The organism is Paenarthrobacter sp. TA1.8, assembly GCF_048595705.1.
GTDB classification, from domain to species: Bacteria; Actinomycetota; Actinomycetes; order Actinomycetales; family Micrococcaceae; genus Arthrobacter; species Arthrobacter nitroguajacolicus.
The window spans coordinates 3904851-3927775 of the sequence record NZ_CP184287.1; the positions used below are offsets into that span (position 1 = coordinate 3904851).

The 22925-nt window shown below is 61.9% G+C and carries 19 protein-coding genes; 7 read left to right on the top strand and 12 right to left on the bottom strand.

All coding sequences use genetic code 11. The features are described 5' to 3' along the window. Nucleotides 1-178: 178 nt before the first annotated feature. Nucleotides 179-3547 (top strand): response regulator, encoded by a 3369-nt coding sequence (locus tag ACNAOT_RS18205; RefSeq protein WP_420178870.1) that lies wholly within the window; start codon nt 179-181, stop codon nt 3545-3547. After that, nucleotides 3544-4464, top strand: coding sequence for a diguanylate cyclase (locus ACNAOT_RS18210; protein WP_420178871.1), 921 nt, complete (start codon nt 3544-3546; stop codon nt 4462-4464). The genes ACNAOT_RS18205 and ACNAOT_RS18210 overlap by 4 nt, the downstream gene beginning before the upstream one ends. Here the strand turns inward: ACNAOT_RS18210 and ACNAOT_RS18215 are convergent. The 8 genes from ACNAOT_RS18215 to ACNAOT_RS18250 form a co-directional block, all read right to left on the bottom strand. Continuing rightward, the gene (locus ACNAOT_RS18215; RefSeq protein ID WP_420178872.1) at nt 4456-5778 is read right to left on the bottom strand and encodes a hypothetical protein; all 1323 of its coding nucleotides are present in this window, start codon (nt 5776-5778) and stop codon (nt 4456-4458) included. The two genes, ACNAOT_RS18210 and ACNAOT_RS18215, sit on opposite strands and share 9 nt — an antisense overlap. Next, nucleotides 5775-7355, bottom strand: a complete 1581-nt coding sequence (locus ACNAOT_RS18220) for an ArnT family glycosyltransferase (protein WP_420178873.1) — start codon at nt 7353-7355, stop codon at nt 5775-5777. Before ACNAOT_RS18220 ends, ACNAOT_RS18215 begins: the two co-directional genes overlap by 4 nt. Further along, nucleotides 7355-8164: a PIG-L deacetylase family protein gene (locus tag ACNAOT_RS18225; protein WP_420178874.1), complete on the bottom strand. Its 810-nt coding sequence runs from the start codon at nt 8162-8164 to the stop codon at nt 7355-7357. Before ACNAOT_RS18225 ends, ACNAOT_RS18220 begins: the two co-directional genes overlap by 1 nt. Further along, on the bottom strand, nt 8165-9250 hold the full coding sequence (locus ACNAOT_RS18230; protein ID WP_420178875.1) for a glycosyltransferase family 4 protein: 1086 nt from the start codon (nt 9248-9250) through the stop codon (nt 8165-8167). Between the two features lie 119 nt (nt 9251-9369). Further along, nucleotides 9370-9699 carry a hypothetical protein gene (locus ACNAOT_RS18235; RefSeq protein WP_420178876.1) on the bottom strand — a complete coding sequence of 110 codons (330 nt, stop codon included), beginning with the start codon at nt 9697-9699 and terminating at the stop codon, nt 9370-9372. Beyond that, nucleotides 9696-10808: a lipopolysaccharide biosynthesis protein gene (locus tag ACNAOT_RS18240; protein ID WP_420178877.1), complete on the bottom strand. Its 1113-nt coding sequence runs from the start codon at nt 10806-10808 to the stop codon at nt 9696-9698. The genes ACNAOT_RS18235 and ACNAOT_RS18240 overlap by 4 nt, the downstream gene beginning before the upstream one ends. 124 nt (nt 10809-10932) lie before the next feature. Then, nucleotides 10933-12375 carry a glycosyltransferase family 4 protein gene (locus tag ACNAOT_RS18245; RefSeq protein WP_420178878.1) on the bottom strand — a complete coding sequence of 481 codons (1443 nt, stop codon included), beginning with the start codon at nt 12373-12375 and terminating at the stop codon, nt 10933-10935. Between the two features lie 17 nt (nt 12376-12392). Then, the gene (locus ACNAOT_RS18250; protein ID WP_420178879.1) at nt 12393-13190 is read right to left on the bottom strand and encodes a glycosyltransferase; all 798 of its coding nucleotides are present in this window, start codon (nt 13188-13190) and stop codon (nt 12393-12395) included. A 193-nt stretch (nt 13191-13383) separates the two neighbouring features. Here ACNAOT_RS18250 and ACNAOT_RS18255 point away from each other — a divergent pair, with 193 nt between their 5' ends. Continuing rightward, nucleotides 13384-15603, top strand: coding sequence for a S9 family peptidase (locus ACNAOT_RS18255; protein WP_420178880.1), 2220 nt, complete (start codon nt 13384-13386; stop codon nt 15601-15603). Here the strand turns inward: ACNAOT_RS18255 and ACNAOT_RS18260 are convergent, their stop codons facing one another. Continuing rightward, entirely contained in the window at nt 15604-16413 is an 810-nt protein-coding gene (locus tag ACNAOT_RS18260) for a class I SAM-dependent methyltransferase (RefSeq protein WP_420178881.1), read from the bottom strand. A gap of 19 nt (nt 16414-16432) precedes the next feature. Continuing rightward, nucleotides 16433-16816: an STAS/SEC14 domain-containing protein gene (locus tag ACNAOT_RS18265; protein WP_091470568.1), complete on the bottom strand. Its 384-nt coding sequence runs from the start codon at nt 16814-16816 to the stop codon at nt 16433-16435. Between the two features lie 221 nt (nt 16817-17037). On the opposite strand from ACNAOT_RS18265, the gene ACNAOT_RS18270 reads away from it, so the two are divergent. Next, nucleotides 17038-18681 (top strand): ATP-binding protein, encoded by a 1644-nt coding sequence (locus ACNAOT_RS18270; protein WP_420178882.1) that lies wholly within the window; start codon nt 17038-17040, stop codon nt 18679-18681. A 203-nt stretch (nt 18682-18884) separates the two neighbouring features. Here the strand turns inward: ACNAOT_RS18270 and ACNAOT_RS18275 are convergent, their stop codons facing one another. Then, the gene (locus ACNAOT_RS18275) at nt 18885-19055 is read right to left on the bottom strand and encodes a hypothetical protein (protein WP_017199100.1); all 171 of its coding nucleotides are present in this window, start codon (nt 19053-19055) and stop codon (nt 18885-18887) included. A gap of 107 nt (nt 19056-19162) precedes the next feature. On the opposite strand from ACNAOT_RS18275, the gene ACNAOT_RS18280 reads away from it, so the two are divergent. Both ACNAOT_RS18280 and ACNAOT_RS18285 read left to right on the top strand, forming a co-directional pair. Next, nucleotides 19163-20209, top strand: coding sequence for a hypothetical protein (locus tag ACNAOT_RS18280; RefSeq protein ID WP_420178883.1), 1047 nt, complete (start codon nt 19163-19165; stop codon nt 20207-20209). A 2-nt stretch (nt 20210-20211) separates the two neighbouring features. Continuing rightward, nucleotides 20212-21765: a putative bifunctional diguanylate cyclase/phosphodiesterase gene (locus ACNAOT_RS18285; protein ID WP_420178884.1), complete on the top strand. Its 1554-nt coding sequence runs from the start codon at nt 20212-20214 to the stop codon at nt 21763-21765. Here the strand turns inward: ACNAOT_RS18285 and ACNAOT_RS18290 are convergent. Continuing rightward, on the bottom strand, nt 21758-22336 hold the full coding sequence (locus ACNAOT_RS18290) for a GNAT family N-acetyltransferase (protein ID WP_091470562.1): 579 nt from the start codon (nt 22334-22336) through the stop codon (nt 21758-21760). The two genes, ACNAOT_RS18285 and ACNAOT_RS18290, sit on opposite strands and share 8 nt — an antisense overlap. A 108-nt stretch (nt 22337-22444) precedes the next feature. Here ACNAOT_RS18290 and ACNAOT_RS18295 point away from each other — a divergent pair, with 108 nt between their 5' ends. Beyond that, nucleotides 22445-22921, top strand: a complete 477-nt coding sequence (locus ACNAOT_RS18295) for a hotdog fold thioesterase (RefSeq protein ID WP_091470560.1) — start codon at nt 22445-22447, stop codon at nt 22919-22921. The last annotated feature ends 4 nt before the right edge of the window (nt 22922-22925 follow it).

The following is a 22925-nucleotide window of genomic DNA, read 5'->3' on the forward strand; positions in this document are numbered from 1 at the left end:
AAAACGGCATTAACTGCTACTTACTTGGGTTTCGGCGTATGCTCTCCTCAGCGCAGGCAAGACGCGTTGTTCGCTTTTGGGTGGGGCCACGTTCGAAGGCAGGGGTTCAGTGGCAGGAGTGAAGCACGGGGTTCTTCCAGTGCGCTCGTCGTTGCAGCAGGTTTGGCCACTCTTTCTGGTGCCCGCTGCGGTTTGTTTGGTGCTGCTGGCTTTCGGGCTGGCAAGCGGAGTAGGAACGACGACGGCGCAACTCGCCGGTGACTTGGCAATCCTTCTCGCCGCACTCACCGCGCTGACCACCCACACCCTCGCTGCCCGAAGGCGCCGGGACCACAAGGCAGCACGCTGGTTCGTAGTGGCGGGTCTGGCGCTCTGGTCCTGCGCCCAAGCATTCTGGGCGTTCAACGGAGTGGCACTGGACCACGCCTATCCCTTCCCCTCCGCCTCGGATATCGGGTTCGTTGGCTATGCGTTGCCCGTCGCCGTCGGGCTTGTCCTGCTCCCCAAGGGTGACGGGCCCCGGATGTCACTGTGGCGGGCGGTGCTGGATGTCGGGACGGTGGCGAGCGCCGTCTTGTTCATCGCCTGGGGCACCGTTCTTGGACCACTGATCGCAGCCGACAACACTGACACTCTGGCTTTCCTGACCACACTGGCCTACCCGTTTGTGGACGTAGTAATGGTCTCGCTGGTGATCGTCCTGACCATGAGGGCCGCCCGTGGCCGAAGACTTCCATGGCTTTGCCTGGGGCTCGGCTTCCTGGTTCTGGCGCTGACCGACCTCACGTATGTGAAGCTGACCAGCGAGGGTGTCACCGGCATCACAGGATCTCTCCTGGCGATCGGCTGGGTTCTCGCCTTCCTGCTGGTTGCACTCAGTCCGCTGGCAACGGAGACGCCCAGCACCCGTAAAGACGGCCGCAGCTACGCGGCCATCCTGGAACTTTTGCCGTACGTCCCGGTGTTCATGGCCGTGTTCTTCAACCGAAGCCAGGCCATCAACATCAACGACCCAATCCTGCTGGTCACCGGCCTGGCTGTCCTGGGTTTCGTCATCGTGCGGCAGGTGCTGATCGTCGTCGAAAATGTCACGCTGACCCGCGAGCTCGAGTCAAAGGTTGCTGAACGGACGGCCGAACTTGAGGGTCTCGGAGCAATCGTGAACTCCTCCGGCGACGCCATCATCGGCGAAACCCCGGATGGCGTCATCACCAGCTGGAACCCGGGCGCCGAGCGTATTTTCGGCTACCCGGCGTCGGAAGCCGTTGGCCGGAAAGGCGACTTCTTTGTTCCACAGGACTTGGTGGAGAACGAACGCCAGGCGTTGGAAGTTACTGCCCAAAGCGGCGGCGTGCAGAACTACGAAAGCCAGCGCCTACGCGGTGACGGAGACGTTATCCCGGTGTCCGTGACACTCTCGCCGGTTCGGGGTGACTCCGGCATTCGTGGCGTCGCCACCATCTCCCGCGACATCACCGAACGCAAAGCCGCCGAGAAGGAACTCCTCGCCGCCCGCGAAGCAGCATTAGAGGCCAGCCGTCTCAAATCCGAGTTCCTGGCCACCATGAGCCACGAGATCCGGACTCCCCTCAACGCGGTGATCGGCCTGACCTCGCTCATGATGGACACGCCCCTGAGCGAGGGCCAGCGGCAGTACGCCCAGGGAGTGAAGGGCGCCGGCGAAGTACTGCTGACCCTCATCAACGACATCCTCGACTTCTCTAAACTCGAAGCCGGGAAAGTGGACCTGGACATCAACGTCTTCGACCCCCGGGCGCTGGTGGAAGAAGTGGCGGGACTGGTTGTGGAAGCTGCGCAGGGGAAGAACCTGGAGCTCATCTCCTACTGCCACCCGGACGTTCCCGCTCGCCTGATGGGCGACGCCGGCCGCATCCGCCAGATCCTCCTGAACCTCTCTTCCAACGCGGTCAAGTTCACTCCCTCCGGTGAGGTGGAAGTCCAGGTCTCCGTTCTTGCCCAGGACGCCGGCAAGGCGTCGTTGCGCTTTGAGGTGAGGGACACCGGCATTGGCATCACCGCCGAAAATCACCAGAGACTTTTCGAATCCTTCGCCCAAGCGGACGCCTCCACCACACGCCGCTACGGAGGGACGGGACTGGGCTTGGCCATTTCCCGGCGCCTCACGGAAGTCATGGGTGGCAGGATCGGCCTGGACAGCGAGGTTGGAGTTGGCAGCAGGTTCTGGTTTGACCTTGATCTCCCCGTTGGCCCGGCAGCCTCGGACACGGAATCTTTGCCAGCCAGCCTCTCCGGACGCCGGGTATTGGTGGTGGACGACAACGCAACCAACCGCCTGGTGCTCGAAACACAACTGGCCAGCTGGGGAATGTTTCCCCTTTCGGTTGCCGACGCCGCGTCCGCACTGGACGAGTACAGGTCCGCGGCCCTGTCCAGCCACCCCTACGACATCGCGGTGGTGGACATGTGCATGCCCGATATCGACGGCCTCCAGCTTGCCCGCAACATCAGGGACGAGAGCAACGGCTCCGGCAGCCCGGGGATCATCCTGCTGACCTCCACCATGCAGGTGGAAAGGAGCGACCTCACCTCGGCGGGAATTCGCGAATACCTCACCAAACCCGTCCGCAGCTCCGAACTCTACAACCGTCTATTGCGTGTGCTGGCCACAAAGACAGCTGGCATGCCTACCCCGCCGCCAATGGCCCACCCGGTTGAATCGGCGGATCCTGTGCCGCGGCTCGGCAAGCTCCTGGTGGCCGAGGACAACGAAGTCAACCAGTTGGTGGCACGCGGCATGGCAAACCGCCTCGGCTATGAAGTGCACATAGTGGACGACGGCGAACAGGCCGTTTCCGCCGCGCTGACCGGCACATACGCAGCAGTGCTCATGGACTGCCACATGCCCGTCATGGACGGCTTCGATGCAACCCGGGCCATCCGAGCCCGCAACGGCCACTCCGCCCGAATACCCATCATCGCCATGACGGCCGGAGCGTTGGATGAGGACCGCGAGCGCTGCTTCGCTGCGGGCATGGACGACTACATCAGCAAGCCCGTGGATCTCGCCACACTCGCTGAAGTCCTCTCGCGCTGGGTACCGCAAACATCGACGGCGGACGTCGGAGTGGATGCCGCGGCTGCGGCGGACGTCCCGCAACAGCAGGCGGCAGCACCGGCGTCGAACTCCGTTGTTCTTGAACTCGAGCGGCTGCAGATCCTGCGCGAACTTGGACCCGCCGACGGTTTGGGCCTGTTGCCCGAAGCCGTCAGGGCTTTTCGGCAGGACTCCCAGGGAGCATTGGATACATTGCGTGCTGCACTGGAAAACGGACAAGCCGCGGAATTGGAAGCGGCAGCCCACAAACTCGCGGGCGCGTCCGCCAATATCGGAGCGGTGGGCGCTGCCGGCCTTTGCAAGGAACTGGAACGGCTCGGACGCGATGCTGGACCGGAACTGCGATCCACCGGAGCGCTGCTGCTGGACCAATTGCACACTGAACTTGCCCACGTGGACGAGGCACTCGAGCGCACACTTACTGAAGCACACTCACCTGGAGCACCGTGAAAATCCTCATCGCTGACGACGACCAGATCTCCCGGATGATCACCAAGGCCGCCGTCGAGCAGTCGGGCCACGAGTGCATCGTGGCCGTCGACGGCGACTCGGCGTGGCAACTCTATAAGGAGCACAGCCCGGAAGCTGTTGTGACCGACCTGATGATGCCCGGCCTCAACGGGCTGGATCTTTGCCGCGCCATCCGGGCAGCCGAAGAGGACCGGTATACCTACGTGATCCTGGTGACCTCGCACGGTTCCCGGAAAGACGTGCTGGCCGGAATGGAAGCCGGAGCAGACGACTATGTCACCAAGCCCCTGGATCCGTTCAGCCTGCACATCAGGCTCCTGGCTGCCCAACGCATTACCTCTTTGCATGCAGACCTGGCCCGGTACCGTTCCGCGCTGAGTGAGCAGGCTCGTACCGACCCCCTTACAAAACTCCACAACCGCCTGAAACTGGCCGAAGACCTGGGTGCCCTGCATAGCGGGGGCGTGACCGGGCACAACTACTGCCTGGCCATGGTGGACGTGGACAACTTCAAAAGCTACAACGACATCTATGGCCATCAGGCGGGCGACGCCGCATTGGTTGCCATCGCCTCGACGCTGGCTAGCGAGGTCAGGAAATCCGACGCCGTCTACAGGTTCGGCGGTGAGGAATTCCTGCTGGTCCTGCGGGATCAGGAGGCTCCCGGCGCTCGTATGGTCATGGAGCGTGTCCGCTCTGCAGTGCAGTCCCTGCGGATCGAGCACTCCGGCGATCCCGACGGCGTCCTGACCATCAGTGCGGGCATCTCGGCGTACACCGAGGGGCGCCGTGCAGGAACCGAGCAACTCCTGCGTGAAGCCGACCTTGCCCTGTACGCAGCGAAAGCCTCCGGCCGGAACCGGGTGACCCTGGCCGATGCCCTCCGCTCAGAGTGAGCTTGCCGCAGACTTCAGCTGCTGGATGACTTCTTTGTAGTCATCCGTGCTGACACCACTGGCTTCCTCCTCAAAAAGGTCCTCTTCGAAGCCAAACAGGAACATCGTCATCCCACATTCCAAGGCGTACCCCGGAGCCGTACGCAGTTGTTCGGCGAGGCTGTGTGACTGCGGTGAGCCGCCGGTGAAAGGTGCATCGGGAGGACCGGGGTTTTCACCGACCAGTCCCAGCCCGGCTCGCCGAGCCAAGGCGCTCGTGTACCTGTGGGAGGACCACTGTGATACGTCGTCCGTCAGCACGTTCTCGGTGTCAGTGGGAAGGCAGTGGTCCTGGCGCGGCACGGCAGCGGCCGCTCTCACGGCCGATACGTCATCCAAGCCGGTGAAGTCCACGTCTACGCCCGGCAACGTTGCGAGCACAGCGAACTGAGCAGAATAGTCCAAGCCGCGTTCCTGGGCGCCGTCCGGATTGGCCCGGCCGTCCAAGCCTCCTTCTATGGCTTTTGCTTTGTCATTCGGCAAGACTCCGCGGCCCGCTACCGGAACATGCACTCGCCCTTGATACCCAAGTTTCCGTAGCTCGCTTATCTGCCATACGGCTGCGTCCACCGTAGATCTGGAATACCAGTCCCACCACCGTTGGACCTGCTCGTCAGTTACGGACCGCCCATGCCATGAACTGGAGCCCGGAATCCACCCCGGCATGGGGGAAGGCGCAACGCCCTCAGCCAAGCCGATGCCGTACTGGGGGGCGTCACCAAATGCCCAGTACTCGCGTTCGTTTCCGCCGTCACTGGGCCCTGGGTACCCCAACTCCCCGCTGGCATTCGTCCCGACCCGTATTGCTGCTATGCCCTCAAACCCTAGGTCCGACGCAACAATGGCCAAGTACTTTTGCGCCGCATCCCTCGCCGCGGCACTGAATACTAGCTCGGCCCCCTCGTCCTCCGGGACGCCCCCACCGCTTCCCCTCAGCACACCTCCGGGCAGACCTCTTACCCAATCCGGTGGGTAATGCAGGCCAGGGGACAGAACCACAGCCATACCGGCCTCACGGCAACTGTTCAGGCGTTCACGAACCTCTGCAACGTAGTGATGGTCCACTCGTCCGGCTCCCGGCTGGTACCGATCCCAGGCCAAGGGTAGTTCCACTACGGAAACTCCGGCATCGTGAAGTGCAGCCAGGCGTGCAGAGGCGCATGTGGCGCCTAGGACACCGAAAGACATGTGCTCCGGTGCTGGCTGGGTCTCCGCACTGCAACCGACGATCACAGTTGCCATGAACAGCAAGGCAACACGAAGCAGGCCTTTCACGGGTATCCGCCGCTCACGGGAGGGAAATTCAGCCCTCCTGCGACTGCAGCGTCCAGCTTGATGCGGTCCAATTGCCACACAACGGTGTCGCCTGATGTCGGTCCCCTAAAGGTGAAAACCGGTTGGGCGTTGTCCTCCAGCCAGTCCAGGAACTCAGGTGCAGCGAAGCCGTATCCCTCGCTCAATTGCCTCCCCTGTGTCAGGACGTACTGGGCATCGCGGTCATGCAGGGACTGCAAGGATGGCAGGACCTCCCACCCCTCATGAGGCATGAGGGCGAACTCACCGGTTACTGACGTCAAACCCACTTTGGAGGACGGTGGCAACTCGGCGTTCATCCAGTCCCGGGCACGGATAAGTCCGTCATCGACTACTGATCTTGCCTGAACACCCAGAAAAAGACTGAGCATGGTCATGATTACTGCGGCAGCCATGACGACCCCCCGGAGGCGGGGCCGCCATTTCACCACCATCACAGCGGCTACAGGCACCGAGACCAGGGCAGCCAGCACCACGCAGTAGCCAAACTGCTCCTCTGCCGCCCCGAAGAAGACGGAGTAGATACCCACTAAGCCGGTAAAAAGCGAGAACAAACCAATAGCCCGCCGTTCCACCAGCGGAGACATAGCAGTCACTGCCCCCGCAACGACGGAAAGGCCCAGAAGCAGATAGCTGGTGCCGAAGCGTCCGGCCAGGTCAATGAGCCGGTCTATAAGGCTAACGCTGTGGACTGAATTGAAGCCTGTCATCTGAACGACGCCCATCATCCGTAGGACACCCACAGACTTTTGTTCAATGAACTGCGGAAACAGCCCGCTGCCAGCGATCAAGCCCAGATAAATCAGGTAGGGAACTGTGGAGCAGGCGAGGATCCGCAAGGCTGTTTGCGGGGGCACTGTCCTGCGCCAGACCACCGCGGCAAGCAACGGAACCACGGTGAACACGGCGGTCATGTCTTTCATGGCAATGGCCAGTCCGAAAACCAGCCCGGCGCTGATTTCAAGCCACAGACGGGTTCGCCCCGACTTACGGTCGAGCAGCAACAGGACCAATAACCATCCCGATAGGACCGCCAGGCCAGCTGGAGTCTCCATCATCAATCGCCCATCCATGCGAAGGACAAACGGGTCGCTGGCCAGGATGACGCCAGCCACAACAGCAGGTGCAACACCCACCAGACGGCGAACCAACAGGAAACAGACAACCACCGCAACTGCTCCGAGGACACTATTGACCCAGCGCAATTGCAACACCAAATCCGTGGAGTGGCCTTCCAATCCCAACACGCGGATGACCACAGCATTAAGGGCGTATGAGCCTGGGGGGTGCAGGAAAAACGGGGTGCCAAAGATTGATGGCATGTGCCCGTCCGCTATCTGCCTTGCAATGTCTGCGTAGGTTACTTCGTCAATGAAGACGTCATTGGCCCGTTGAACACCGAACACCCGGAAGACCGTGGCCAACAAGCCTACAAGGACTGCAACCCACAAGTGTCCCCGCAGCGCCCTCTGCGAGGCACGGGCAGACCTCCGCGCTCGATTCCTCGGCCGAGATACCTTGAGTGCAACAGAAGTCATCAGGCACTGCCGTTAGTAGGTCCGGGTACAAAGTACGTTTCCGGTTTCCGTGGGATTACTCCGCTGGGGAATAGGGCATCTGCCTGCGTGGAATACTGCCTGATTCGCCCGGGTTTTGCGTCGAGTCCGGTATCCCAGGTCCATGGCACAAAGCCCAACTTGGACATATGCGTTTCGTCCGGGCCGGCTGCCAGATCATAGGGGAAGTCTGAATACATCACAACGTTGTCCGGGTGTCCTTTGCCTACCTCCCGGGTGATCAGGTGGTCCACATGCTTCCCCACCCCCGCGGGGCAAAACAAAAGCTCAGCTTGGGTTTGTGCCATGAGTCCGGCGACGTCGGAGCGGAGTTGGCGGATGAGTGCTCGATCACCCTGGGCGATCCTTCCCAGCGCGATGTCAAACCGGTACGTGGGGTAGCGGTGGGTGAGCTCCGGGAGCAGCCTCTCCCACGCGCTGCTCCCCAGCACCGGTGGCTTGCGCCGTCGTCGAAACAGCGCGTCCACTTCACCGAGGTGGATGGATTGAACTCCCATGTCCTGCAGCACTGCGCGGTCCTCTGACTGCCTGGCTCGGAACAGTTCCCCCGCATCCGAAACGGTGCATTGGCGCATGAAGGAGCGGGCTGCACGCGTATGGGGTGATGGCACTGCCTCAGTGAACAGCGTGGCCACAATGATCTGCCGCCCTTGGGCCTGGGCTTCAATAAGCGCGCCGCATGACAGGACTGCATCATCAAGATGGGGTGACAGGAACAGCCAGGGGGCATCGCCCGCCATGGAATGTTCGACTCGTGATCGGAGCGGCATTCAAGCCCTTTCTGCGTCGCCGGCCTGTGGCCGCCGGATTTGAGGATTCTTCAGTTCAGTGAGAGCAGTGCGGTAAGCCTGCGCCTGCAAATCGGCGAGCGCATCCCAGTTGTAACCGGCGGCAAATTTCCGCCCTTGCTCAGCTACGTGCTCCAGTCCCGTTTGGGAGTAACGGGAGGCAATTTCATCAGCCAGTGCCAGAACATCGAAGGCCTCGACTATCCAGCCCGTACCCGGAGGAATGATCTCTCTCAGGCAAGGAATGTCGAAGGCAATAACCGGAGTGCCTGCCGCGAGTGCGTCGATGGCTACTAGCCCGAACGTCTCGTGCCGCGAGGGCACTACCAGCAACCGGGCGTCGGTGAGAGCCCGGAACTTTCTTTCCCCGGACAGCCACCCGAGCATCTGCACGCGCTCGGAGAGACCGGCCGCTTGAATTGATGTGCGCAACCGTTCCTCGTCCGGGCCTGTGCCCGCTATCAGAAGGTTGCCCTCAACCCTCTCGCAGGCATGTGCCCAGGCTTCCAGGAGGAGATCCAAGCCCTTGTGCCCGTACTCGAGGCGTCCGACGAAAAGGACGTCCTGCCCCAGTCGGGGCTCGTTGTTCCATACTGCGGGATCCACGCCGTTGCCGATGACGTCCACATGCACGTTGGGGTTCAGTCCCTTTAACCGATCTCCGATGCCTTGGGAAACCGAGATGAGCCTGCGGTGTTTCCGCACGCCCAGTCGCTCTATCCAGTGAAGAGGCAGCTTGTACTGCCGTGCTTTGTCCTTGGCATGCAGCCATTGGACAACACCGATGGTGGGGCGGTTGGTCCATAGCGGTGCGGCCATGGTGGAAAACGGGGCGAAGAAATCCTCCACCACCAGCTCAGCAGTTGACCGGCGCTTCCACACCTCGAAGGGCAGCCGGGCAACATAGGCCAACAGCCTGGTCAGGCGGTTACTGCCCGTTCCGAAGCCAATGGGCACATAGTGCACACCGTCTTCGATGCGTTCCTGCCAGCCCGGATAGCGCGTCGTCAGTACTGTGACATGGAAGCCCCTTCCCGCCAGGCGGCGATTGATTTCCTGGGTTCGCACGGATCCTCCGCCTGCCCCCGGCATGCGTGGATCTTCAAAGCCCAAATGCAAAACTCTCATCGCTGTCTTTCCGTCTCTGAATCTCTGAAGGGCATCCTGCCCGGTACACCTCCCCTGAATCAGGAGCAGTGGCATCGGCTTTGGGAAGCACGTCGGTGCGGTGCCTTATGCGACCGGCGGCCGGTAGATTTACTGCGCCTGCCAACCTGCCGACGTCGGGAAATCTTGAAGTCGTTCCTGTGCGGCAGCATGCCGCGCTGGTGAGCAAGAACGGTGGCACCGCTGAGGCCGGCGAGAAGCAACCAGAGCAAGGGCTGCAGGTGGGCGGCGACGGCAAGGACCACGATCAAGGCGAACGCCAGGATGGCGAACCTGCCTGCCCGCTTTCCCGGGTTGGCAGACGCCAACACGGGACGCGCCAATAGTGTCAGGACCAGGCCGGCGGTCACAGCCCGATGGCAGATCCCACAGCCATTCCCGAGACGGCGTTCAGCTGCCAGCCGATCCACAGCCCGCCAATAACCAGAAGACACGCACAAGCGAGGCCGATTTGGCAGCGGCGGTAGGCACGCATGGCAAGGAGTATGGTGGCGAGCACCATCAGGACGGCATAGCCGAGACCGGAAGCCGCCAGCCATGGCAGGAGTCCAAGGGAGCCGTGATACTTCTGCGGAACAATGACGCCGGACATCAGGGGCGGTGCCGTGGCGATGATGGCGAAGGCCACCACCACAAGCTGCCCGAACGAGGCGAAGGAAGCGCCCAGCACCTCGCCGACCTTGACCCCAGGGGTTCGAAGCAAGGGAAATGCAACCAGCGCGGTTCCCGCAGCTACGTAAACGGGCCCCTTTGCAATGGTGGCGAGCGCTTGGAAACCTGCCGCCTCAGCCGAGCCATTGTCCAGAACGCCGACCACTACGACGTCGATCCCCACCAGCACGGACACGACGCACAGAACCGACGCGATATCGCTCGTTTCGGCCCATCGCCACTTCTCGAGCAACACCCGCGGACGCCAGCGGAGATCCCGATAGAACGACCACGGCACCACCAGCGGCGCCAGGCACCCCACGACAAAACCGAGGACAGCTCCCCCGGCACCCCATGCCATCACGATCACCAGCAGGCTGAAGATCAACCGCAAGACAACCTCGCCGATGGTTGACACTGCGTACCACGTGAAGCGGAGTTCGCCCTGAAGCCACCCGGCAGGGGCATTCACAACGAAAATGACGAAGGCTGCCAGTGCCACCGCTGCTGCCAGAGCCGGGGTGGCAAGCGCGAGAGTCACACCGCCGGTGATGGCTGCTGCGGCAATACCCGCCAGGCAGGACACGAAGACCGAGAAGGCCACGCCGTTCCGTCGCTCTTCGGAACCTTCCGGATGCACCGCAACCACATGCGACAGCGGAAGCGGAACCATCGCATTGGCCACGATCCCCACAACTCCGAGGATCATTGCGGCAGCCGCGAACTGTGTGTAATCCGCTGTCCCCAGCATGTTGGCCATAAGCAGGGTGCACGCATAGCTCACCACGCCCACCAGGCCGGCGGACACAGCGAGGAAGCCACTGTTTTGAGCTATGTTGACGTCTTGATCAGGCGTCCTTTCCCTGCTTTCAGCCCTGGGCCTCAAGTTCACTGCGGTGGTTATGGCCTGTTCGGATAAATCCACTGATCAGCTACCGTTGCTGGCCATCGTTGGCTTCGGCCGGAGCAAAGACACTTCCCGGTCCGGCAAGCAGCGTGCTGCGGCCTGCCGATCGGATGTCTGCAGTGGCCACGCCGATCTTCTTCATCGCGGCGAAAGCCTCGAACTCGTCCCGGCCCTTCATGATGATTGAGACGTGACCGTCGGCCAGGGCATACTCGTCGGTCGGCCTCAGGGCGGCTGTGAAATCAATACCGTCAGGCACTTCAAACTGCGCAGGCACTTCAAACTGAACCAGGGTGGACAAGTCCGAGTGGAAGGCCCGTGGATCTCCGCCGTCGCGGCGCATCTTCGCTTCCTCCAAGAGCACCCCTGTGAGCAGCATGGTGCTGCGGTCCCAGGTAAAGCAGCGGGCCCATTCACGACACTCGCCGGAGACGATGATGGCTGCCTCCGGTTCGGTCAACTCAGTGATCGCATCAACCATGGCAGATCCGAAGTCCGTGGGATGATCCACCAGCCATCCCGTACGGCCGTCCACTACCGAATCCCTGATTCCGGGAACCCGCAGCGCCAAGCACGGCACGCCCCAGGCTGCGGCCTCGATTACTGAACAACCCCAGCCTTCTGATGCCGAGGTGGTGGCTGTCATCCATGCACGGCTCAACAGGTTGTCACGGACCTCGTTGGGCTGGTATCCGTGGAAAGTGATGGCATGGTCCAGGCCGAGGTCCATGGCCAGTTGCTGAAGCCGCGCCCGTTCGGGACCGTCCCCGACGATGTCCATCCGCAGGTTGGGAAGTCTCCGGGCGGCCACGGCGAACTGGCCCAGCAGCAGGTCCAATCGCTTGTGGGGCACCAGCCGGCTCACGACGGCGATAGTCGGCTCAGCGGCCCGCGCGGCGACTGTGGGCGGAATGTCGATGGTACCGTTCGGCACCACGTGGATGGGGCCCCCGAATCCAAGCTTTCGCAGTTCCATGCGCGTTGACGGCGATACCGCTACGATGGCGCGCTGCCCATACACGGTCTTGGCGCCACTGCTTTCGAGGAAGCGGCCTACGGCGGCCATGGGCGGGGAGAACCGAGTGCGGAACTGCTCTTGGTGAACGTGGTGGACCAGTTGGACGATCGGGATTTCCCCGCGCAGGAACAACGGAGAAAAGAAGGGTATTCCGTTTTGGCAATCCACCACGGCATCGAACTGACCGTTGGTGCGCAGGAGCCTGAGTGCGGCCTGCCCATAGATGGAGAGCGCTCCGCCACCGCGCAATATACGGATGCCGTCAATGGTCTCCTCGGCTGACTGGCCGATGTCCTGGCCGGTAAACCATGTGACACGAACTCCGCTGTTCACCCATCTACGGGAGATCTCATGCATGTACTGCTCGGCGCCGCCAGCCTGCGAGTGCTTGACGTCGCGCCAGTTGAGCACCAGTACGTGCTTCCCAGCGAGTTGGGTTGGGGAGTTCATGTCAGTTGAGCCGTCCGTCACGATGTTGCTTTCTGAAGTTGAATCACTGAGGCAAAGCTGGCCACTCCGTCCTGGAAGGGACGGAACGTGGACTCGGCTCCATCGGTCCAGGCCACGGGGAGTTCCACAATGCTGGCGTCGTTGTCCTGGAGCCGAAGAAGCAGTTCCACATCGAAGGCGAAGCCCGTGCTGCGGCACTGCACCATGGCAGCGGTGAGGGCATCACGTTCGAAAAACTTGAAGCCGCACTGGGTGTCCTGGATGCCTTTGACCTTTGATTTGGTCAGAGCCCGGAAGGCCGTGCCGCCCATTCGGCGCCCGATGTGCTGGGGCACAACAAAGGTGGATCCCGGGGCGTGACGGGAGGCGATAACCGCTGCAGCGCCACTCGCGAGTTGCGCCATGGCTTCAGTGAGCGTCGCCAGCGGCGTGGCGAGATCGGCGTCAAAGAAGCCCGTGTACCTGGACGTCCCGCTGAGGAGGCCACGGCGGACAGCTGCCCCTTTTCCGCGACGGGAACACCCCAGCACTGAGATCGGCACTGCATCTCCCTTTTCCCGGGAGATCCGGTGGACCACCGCAGCAGTCTCATCCACGCTGCCGTTATCCACCACCACAATGCGCGAAGACCACGGCTGAACGGCCAGGAAGTCCACTGTTTGTGTCAGTGTGCTGGCAATTCTTCCTGCCTCGTTGTAGGCAGGAATGATGACTTCGAGGTCTACGTGGGAGCGACGCAACGAGTCTGGATGTCGCCGTGCTTGAAGGCGACCCCTCTTGCCGACATGAACGCTGTGTGCGTGAAGCGGAACCATCAGAACCTCCAATATCCGGGAACGGGGACAAAATTCGTGCTCGCAATATATGCAGTGGGGTTACTACGCAAGTCATGACGCGAATCCGGGCGTTGTGCTCCACGTCATGGATTAATATGGCTGCCAAAGGTGTCCCGGGCGCTCTGAGCGAAATTGCTGGTTCTGTGTCAGAGCCCGTCTATAGAGTGGCCACATGAGCCACACTTCTTCCGCGCCTGCCGCTGCCAAGGAACCCACACTCCAGCCTCCTGTCGCCAAGCAGGTCCCCACCCGCCGCGAACACCATGGCGATGTCTTCGTGGACAACTACGAGTGGCTCAGGGACAAGGAATCGGCCGAGGTTGTTGACCATCTCAAGGCAGAGAACGCGTACCAGGAAGCGGTGACGGCGCACCAGGAACCGCTGCGCGAAGCGATGTTCCGGGAGATCAAGGGCCGCACCCAGGAAACGGATCTGTCGGTACCCAGCCGCAAGGATGGCTGGTGGTATTACAGCCGTTCGGTGGAGGGCAAGGAGTACAGCATCCAGTGCCGCGTCCTGGCCGCCAACACGGGCGATCCTGTGGCTGACTGGACTCCCCCGGCGGTTGAAGCAGGCGTTGAGCTTCCCGGCGAGCAGGTGCTCCTGGACGGCAATATTGAAGCAGAGGGCCAGCCGTTCTTCAGCGTGGGCGGTGCCGCGGTGACTATCGACGGCAACCTTTACGCCTACGCGGTGGACAACTCCGGAGACGAACGCTTCACCTTGCGGATCAAGGATCTGCGGACCGGCGAGCTTCTCCCGGACGTTATAGAAGACATCTTCTACGGGGTGGCTTTCTCCCCCGACGGCACCAGGCTCTTCTACACCGTGGTTGATGATTCGTGGCGTCCCTACCAAGTAAAGGCCCACGTCCTGGGCACGCCTGTGGCTGATGATGAGGTCCTCTACCAGGAGGACGACGTTGCCATGTGGCTCGGCTTCGACCTCTCCTCCGACCGCCGCCACCTGGTGCTCAGCATCGGCTGTTCCGAGTTCAGTGAAACGCGGCTGCTCCTCTTCGACGATTACGACGCCGGCCTCAGCACCGTCATTTCCCGCGACCACCGTGTCCTCTACGAGGCCGAGCCCTTCCTCCTTGACGGCAAGGAAACACTGCTCCTGACCCACAACAAGGGTGCCATCAATTCGATGGTGAGCCTGGTGGATCCGGCAGAGCTCTCCAGGCCGCTCGCCGAGCAGGACTGGCGGACCGTCGTCGAGCATTCCGACGACGTTCGCGTCAACGGCGCTGGCGTGACGTCCACCTACTTGGTGTTGTCCGTCCGCAAGGACACCATCGAGCGCGTGCAGGTGCTCCCGCTGGCGGGCCTGGGCACAGCTGCTCAAGGGGCGCCCGTGGAGCCCGCCTTCGATGAGGAGCTTTACACCGCGGGTGTATCCGGCTCCGACTACGAAGCTCCGGTGATCCGCATGGGCTATACCTCCTACTTCACGCCGTCGCGCGTCTACGACTTTGTCCTGCCTACCGCAGAACAGCCCGGCGGCGAGTTGCTGCTCCGAAAGGAAAGCCCGGTTCTGGGCGGCTACTCGGCTTCCGATTACGTCGCCACCCGTGAATGGGCCACGGCCGACGACGGCACACAGGTTCCGCTGTCAGTGCTGCGTCACGCATCGGTCCAGCAGGATGGCACGGCCGCCGGGCTGGTTTACGGTTATGGCTCCTACGAAATGAGCATGGATCCGGGCTTCGGAGTGGCCCGCTTGTCTCTTCTGGACCGCGGAATCGTCATGGTGATCGCCCACATTCGCGGCGGCGGTGAACTGGGACGCAAGTGGTACGAAGACGGCAAGAAACTCACCAAGAAGAACACCTTCACGGACTTCATCGCAGCCACGGACTGGCTGGCGGAGTCCGGTTGGGTCCACCCCGCGCGTATAGCTGCCATGGGCGGATCCGCTGGCGGCCTGCTCATGGGCGCGGTCGCCAATATGGCCCCGGAAAAGTACGCCGCCATAGTGGCGCAGGTGCCGTTCGTGGACGCCTTGACCACCATCCTGGATCCTGAGCTTCCGCTATCCGCCCTGGAATGGGAGGAATGGGGCAACCCCATTACGGACCCGGAGGCCTACGCGTACATGAAGTCCTACACTCCGTACGAGAATGTGGGGGCCGTGGCCTACCCCAAGATCGCAGCTGTGACCTCGTTCAACGACACACGAGTGCTTTATGTGGAGCCCGCCAAGTGGGTCCAGGCGCTGCGGTCCGTGTCCACGGGGAGTGAGCCGATCGTCATGAAGATCGAAATGGACGGCGGCCACGGCGGCGCCTCGGGCCGGTACGTGCAGTGGCGCGAGCGTGCCTGGGACTACGCTTTCGTCGCCGACTCCCTTGGTGCCACGGAACTGCTTCCGGGCGCCGGCCTCAAGTAGCTACGCCCGGCGTGCCCGGAGCAGTGCGTAGTAGCCAGGGATGACGTCCGGGGATGACGGGTTGCTCAGCGGGCGCGTCTCGATGCTCGCTGAGCCTTCCTCCACAAGGTTCCAGTCCGCCGTCGGGAAGGCCTTGGCCCGTTGCGCGGCACCAAAGCGGCCAGGCATCGGAAGTCCCCGGATTGCCCCCTCGAGCGGCGCAGGAATCGAGTTTCGGGTTGCCCCGAGGTGGCTGACGTAGTCCACAGGCGTGCCAGGGAAGTTGGTCTCGGCCAGGAAAACGCCGCCGCGGCTTCCGACGACGGGCAGAAGGTTCGCGGCCAAAGCGGACTGGCCGCTGCGGTCCAGTACGTGCAGGACACCTCGGATGAACACGTTTGCGTCCCCGGCCCAACCCGCAGCTTCAAGGGCCGTCGCCACCGTCTGTGCGGCGCCGGGTGCCGTCATGTCACACACGGCGAATGACGCCGTCGTGATCCCTGCCGCTTCCTGGCGCGCGCGGTCCACGGCATTGGCGGAGTAGTCGAGCCCGAGCGCGTGTGGAAAATGCTGCGCCAGCAGCCGGGTGAAGCTACCGTTCCCACACCCGACGTCAACTATCGGGAGCGTGGGGTCCAACTGCTTCAGCGTGGGGAGATAGCCATTGAGTTCATGGGCGCTTCCCGAATCCCACAGGACATCGCCCGTTGCACCGGTTGAACGAACGTTTCCCCAGTACTGGTCCCAAGCTGTGAGCGGGTCTTTCGGGGCTGCAGAGGACAGCCTGATGAGGCGAGGTATCAGCAGGTACTTCCTGAGCGCAGAGAACATTCTCCAAATATATGGGGCTCTATGCCTCCACCAGCCACTCCAACGCTTCTGTTTCGGAGGTGAAGAACTTGGTGGGGCACGGCGGCTTCATGATGCCCAGGAAGAAGTTGGCGATGACCCTGTCCACTGGGGACGAACCCCACAGGGCGATGCGGGAAGCCTGGCAAGGTTTGGCAAACACCGATCGGGCGCCCCTGGTGACGTCGTCCGTAGTTGCCATGTCAACAATCATGGGATGCCGGTCCGACCCGCAAATTTCGTTGACCCTGTCCATGGCCCTTTGGGCATCCGGTTCCTTAATCCGGGCGCCACGCGGCCATGTCAGGCGCAGGATCCCAGGCTCTTCGAGTTCCAACTCGAATGTCACCTGTTGGTGGTCTTGCGGTGTCGCTGGGTGGTCCACGATTCTCCTCGCACTGTTTCCAAACGGCTGCGGTGGAAATCCGAAATGGATCCCCCACACTCACTGCCTCAAGGCTGTCGAATCCGGGAGTCAAAGTAAAGGTGTGTCCCACGACTCAAAAAGCTTGTTTGGAGTTGGGCGGCCACTGGCCGCTATGCCGCTGATAGGGTGTTGCCAAATCGTCAAATATTGTGGACCAATGGTGGAACGGAAGGGGCTCAGTGGGCGAGACCGTTGCCGGTGAACAGCAGGCCTCCCGCTCGGCTGTCGTGGCGGACTCAGACCATGACCGTCTGGCGGCCACCACGTCCGTGCTTCGTGCAGCGGGCTTCCAGGTTTTCCCCGCCGCAGACACCGCCTCCATGGCCTTGCATCTCCAGCAACTCCGCCCCTCAGTGGTGGTGGCTGAGAACGCCCTTGCCCATGGACTTGGCAGTCCAGGGGTTCCTGTCCTGCTGCTTCTTGGTGCTCAGGAGTCTGTAGACCTTGGGGAAGTGGAGTCCTGGCGCGTAGCTGACTACCTCATAAACCCGGTCAGGCCCGGGGAACTCGTCCACCGGGTTGAAACCCTGATCGGTCGCGCAAAGGAGCGTGCACGCTCCCGTGGCGAAATCGAAGCACTGCGGGAAAGCCTCCGGAACGTCTCTTCGGCAATTCGGCAGACCAATGATCCGCAGCTGATCGCCGAGCACGTGGTTCGCGGTTTTGGCGAGGCCTTAGGCGCAGACCATGTTTGGTTCGCCACCTTCCGCGATGAACGGGTCCCCAGCATCCGGGCGCAATGGAACCGTCCGGGACTTCCGCTGCTGCCGGCAAGGCTGGGCGAGAGCGAAAACATCATCATCGAAACGGCAAACCGGCTCTGGGCCGAGGCGGACGTCCTCGCGGTAGCGGACCACCGGGAAGACCCTGACTCGAAGATCGCCAAATCACTTCAGGAGTGGTCCGGCGAACTTAAACCCATATCCACTGTGCTGCTTCCTGTCGGCGAAGGCGCTTCCGCCATGGGCATCATCCTGTTGTCCACTGTGCAGGAGCGTCACGACTGGACGCGTGCCGAGATCGCCTTGATGCAGCACGTCGCCGGGAACGTAGCCCACGGGCTCATCCAAGGCCACCTCATCAGTGCCCAGCAGCGCGTCCTGCACCAGTTGAGGCAACTGGACAAGGCTAAGACCGATTTCCTGGCCACCGTAAACCATGAGCTACGGACACCCCTCACCTCCATCACCGCCTACCTGGATATGATCCAGGACGGCTCCGGAGGCCCGGTTCCCGAGGGCATCAGGAAAATGCTGGACGTTATTGCCCGCAACTCGGACCGCTTGCGCAGGCTGATTGAGGACATGCTCACAGTCTCCATGCAGGACGGCAGCAACCTGGACCTCAAGCCGGTCGATCTCGACAAGCTCCTGCAGGTGGTGGTGGCAACTCTCCGGCCGTTGGCAGAGTCGCGCCATGTTTCCGTGTCCTTTACGGAGGCGACCGAAGACATTGAAGTCACTGCCGATGAAGCAAAGCTTGAACAGGTGTTTACCAACATCGTGGCCAACGCCATCAAGTTCACTCCCGAGGGCGGCCGTGTTGGCATCACCAGCGCCATGGCAGCTTCCGAGAATGGCGGGCGGGCAGCCCTTGTGCAGATCGAAGACAATGGCCTGGGCATCCCGGAACACGACCTCCCCCACATCCTGACGCGCTTCTACCGCGCGTCCAACGCCACCTCTGCGGCAGTACCGGGCAGCGGATTGGGGCTGGCGATCGCAAACGACATCATCAGCCGCCATATGGGCCGCATGGCCTTTGACTCCATTTTGGGATCCGGGACCACGGTATCCGTGGAGTTGCCGGTGGGAGGACCCTAGGCTGGCTAGCTGTAACCGGCCGCTTCAGTGACAGGTTTCGGCTGCGCCCTCCGGGACTGTGACAGCGGTGTCATTGCCAGGCCCGGAAGATGTGATCCGTGGTCACTAATGCTCGACATGCAAAGAAACAAAACTGATGCCCCGGGCAGCAGCCCAGGGCATCAATTTAGCTCGTATGGCCTTGAGAGGCGCTCCCCCAATGTTTAGTTCGGCCACCAACCGATGCTGGTGGTGTTCGTCTTACCTGTGGTGGTGCTGTTCGGCCACCAGCCGATTGCCGTACTGTCCTGCGTAGGCTCGGCATTAGCCGGAGCAGCGAATCCCGTTACTGCCAGAACTGCCGCCATGAGCAGGGTTGCCGCAAATTTTTTCATCCGCTATGCCCTTTCGTACTGATGCGAATTTATTGACTGTGACTTGAATAAAGTCACGGGGCAAACTATACGAGCTTTTCTTCCGCAATGACATGGATAATGGGCACATGCAAAGTCCTCACCTGGCCACCCACCTTGTTGCCGGACTCAATGCACGCGCCAAATGGAAGGCGCGGGACTTTGACGAGGCCTTCAAGATGGCTGCTGAGGCTGCGGAATTCGCCCGGGATGCCGGCGACGAACTGGCCTGGTGGAACATGCGTTACCTGCAGGCGGAGTGCCTCCGTGACCAAGGAACCATCGAGGAATACCTGGCACTGGCGACCTCCCTCAATGATCACAGCCTCACAGCTTCCTCAGCCGAGCTCGGTGCCAAGGCAGGAACAATGGTAGCCATCGGGCTGCAAGGCCTCGGCCGACTTGCCGAAGCCGCAACCATGGCGGCCGACGCCGCAAAACTTGCCGCCACGGACCCGGATCTCCTCTATGTTCAGGTCCTTGCCCAACGCGCCCTCATCGCCGCCTTGGCTGAGAGCCGGCTACTGGACGATGCGTGGCGGGAATGCCTTGTTCTTGAGACGTTGATTTCTGATGACATTGATGAAGACACCGCGGGCAAGGGTTACTGGGTCATCGGAAACGTTGCTTTCCTGGCTGATCGCGTTGCAGATGGGGGTCGGTACCACGATCTGGCCGCCGAAAGGCTTTCACCGTCAAAGGACGTTGATTTGTGGGCTCGCTTCAACCGCGCCTCCGCGGAAATGCGGTTGCAGGCAAAACTCGGTGACGCGGCGACCCTTCGCTGCATTGAAAGGGCAGAGCTCGCTACCGATATTGTGGGCGGTTCCGAGCGGGATCATCTGGAAATGTCCTTGGTCCGCGCCCATTGGAATTACCTCGCCGGCGATATGCAGGAAGCCCTGGCGATCCTTGAACCCCTTTGCTCGCGTTCCTCCATTTTGGCTACCCAAACGTCCGCCGAAGCCCATTTTCTGTTCGGACGGACCTTGCTGGCGTCCGAGCGACATGAAGAAGGCATGGCTGCTTTCGAAGAAGCAGCAAAGCTCTTCGACCAAGCGGCCCTGCCCGAGCGCAGCGCAGCCGTCCGCGAGCATCTTCGGCAAAGCGTCCGGGGCGGGCCGCACGGGGAGTGAGCATGTCTGACTCAGAAATGTACTCCGCGAACGACCCCCGTTTGGGGCTCCTCCTGGAAGGCATCGTCAGGTTGGCGGCCGGAGACCTGAACACCAGGATCCGGGTCTCCGAGGCACGCGACGAGATTGACGCCGTGATCATGGGCACCAACCTCTTGGCCGAAGATCTACAGATCGTCTATGAAGAGCTGGAGCAAAGGGTGCAAGCCCGGACGCAACAGCTCAACGAAGCGCACCTTGCGATGCAGCGCATGGCCATGACGGATCCCCTGACGGGCTTGAACAACCGCTCCGCTTTCGCCACCGCCCTGAGCGAGGCGCAAGCGAAAAGCGTGCAGGGCAACAAACGGCCGGGGATCCTCCTGCTGGATATGGATGGCTTCAAAGCCATCAATGATTCACTTGGCCACACCATCGGTGACAAAGTCCTGGAAACGGTGGCGAACCGTATCAGCGGTGCGGTCCGCGAGCAGGACATGGTTGCCCGCATGGGCGGCGACGAGTTCGCTGTCCTGCTTCCGGAGGTGACCCCTGCAGAGGCCAGCGCCATTGGCAGCCGAATCCTCGCCGCCGTGGTGGGGGCGATGGAGATTGAGGGCCAACACCTCCGCTGCGGGGTCAGCATGGGGCTCCGGATGGCCGATCCAGGCCAGCGTGCAGAAGAGCTCATGATGGAAGCGGACATCGCCATGTACGAGTCCAAGGCGGACGGGCGCGGCAAGCTCAAGGTGTTCGCCCCTGACATGCTGCTGGCCCGGCAAATGCGGAACCAACTGGTGGGCGAGCTCAAAGAGGCGATCACCGATTCTCAGCTGGTGCTCTATTACCAGCCCATCATCAGGCTGGATACCCGCGAGATTGAGGGGGTGGAAGCCCTGGTCCGCTGGAACCACCCCACCCGTGGAATCATCATGCCGGATGAGTTTATTCCCATTGCCGAGGAAACGGGAATGATCTCCGATCTGGGCGGCTGGGTGCTCCGCACCGCCGTCGAGCAGTTGAAGCAATGGCGAACCGACCCCCTGACGGCGGGCCACAACTTCAGCATGCGCATCAACGTTTCAGCAGCGGACCTGCAGCGTCTTGAGTTCATTGAAGACGTTCGCGAGGCGCTCGTTTCAGCCGACCTGGACCCGTCGCTACTGGTCCTGGAGCTGACCGAAAGCGCCGTGATCCAAGGCAACGACCTGGACCGCTACACGCTTAACAGCCTGCGCCGCCTTGGCGTGGGACTGGAGATTGACGATTTCGGCACCGGCTACTCCTCCATCAGCTACCTTCGCCAACTGCCCGTGGATACGGTCAAAGTGGATCGGACGCTGCTCTCCGCCCTGGGCAGCGACCCTTCGCAGCCAGCCCTTCTCGCCGCCGTACTGCAGCTCATCCGCGCCTGCGGCCTGGCTGCTGTGTGGGAGGGCGTGGAAACCGCCGAGCAGGCCGAGTACCTCCTGAGCATCGGGTGCACCAGCGGCCAAGGCTACTACTTCAGCCGTCCTTTGCCTGCAGCGCAATTGACCGAACAGCTGAAACACCACAAAACGTGGCCCGTCAGCTGATTTTCCGGGTCCACGGATGGTGCCGCGTGCGCCACTCCGAGTCCAGAATCGCGTAAATGTTCTCGGTGGCCCACTGGCCTTTGTAGTGCCAGTTGTCCACCAGGGTGGCTTCGAGCCGCATGCCCAGGCGTTTGCAGATACCAGCAGAACCGGCGTTGAGTGCATCCAGCTTTGCGTCGATGCGATGGAAGGCCAGTTTCTCGAATGCCAGCTTCATGACGGCTTCCGCTGCCTCCGTGGCAATGCCGTGGCCACGCGCCTCCGGATGCAGTATCCAGCCCAGCTCACCTTGTCCGGTACCCTCCAACCACTTCAGCACTACCTCGCCCATCAGGCCGGGGTGGTCCTTGCGCTCGATGGCAAGGCACACCCAGTCGCCTTCCTGGTTGAACTCGAAGTTGGCGTACCTGCCGAGGACCTCCATGGACTTGGTCTTGGTCAGCTCGTTGCGCAGGAGGTACCGGGCAGTTTCGGGAAGCGACTGATAACCGTGGAACCGTTCAAGGTCCTCGGCCTCGAACCGCCGCAGGATAAGTCGATCGGTGATGATGGGAAGCTCAATTTCGGGCATGACTCCGAGGCTACTAGGTACGGGCGAATCATGGTCCAGTCTTGACACGTGGCGCGATCTGGGATTACCTAATGAACATTCGGTAAATAAAGCTGGAGGCAATGACGCATGGTTGAAACAACCCTCTCCGGTGCACAGCACCACATCCTGACGAACGACTACGCGTCCGAATGGATGGGCATCGAGGTCCTCAAGCTCGACGACGGCCACGCCACCATCCGCATGCATCTCCGCCAGGAAATGCTCAATGGGTTCGGCATGGCACACGGCGGAATGATCTTCGCCTTCGGCGACACCGCCTTCGCACTGGCCTGCAACCCGGCCAACCCTACGCCCAAGCAAGCTGCCAACATCACGGTGGCGTCCGGCGTCGATATCAACTTCATCAAGCCGGCGTTCCAGGGCCAGGTGATCACCGCCGTCGCAAACCGCCGCGCGAGCACCGGCCGAAGCGGCCTTTACGACATCCAGATATATGCGGCTTCCCCGGACGAAGACGCCTCTGATCCCACAGCTTCCGATCCCGCCAGCGGGGAGCTCATCGCTGAGTTCCGTGGCCGCAGCCGCACCATCTCCAAGAAGTAGGAAA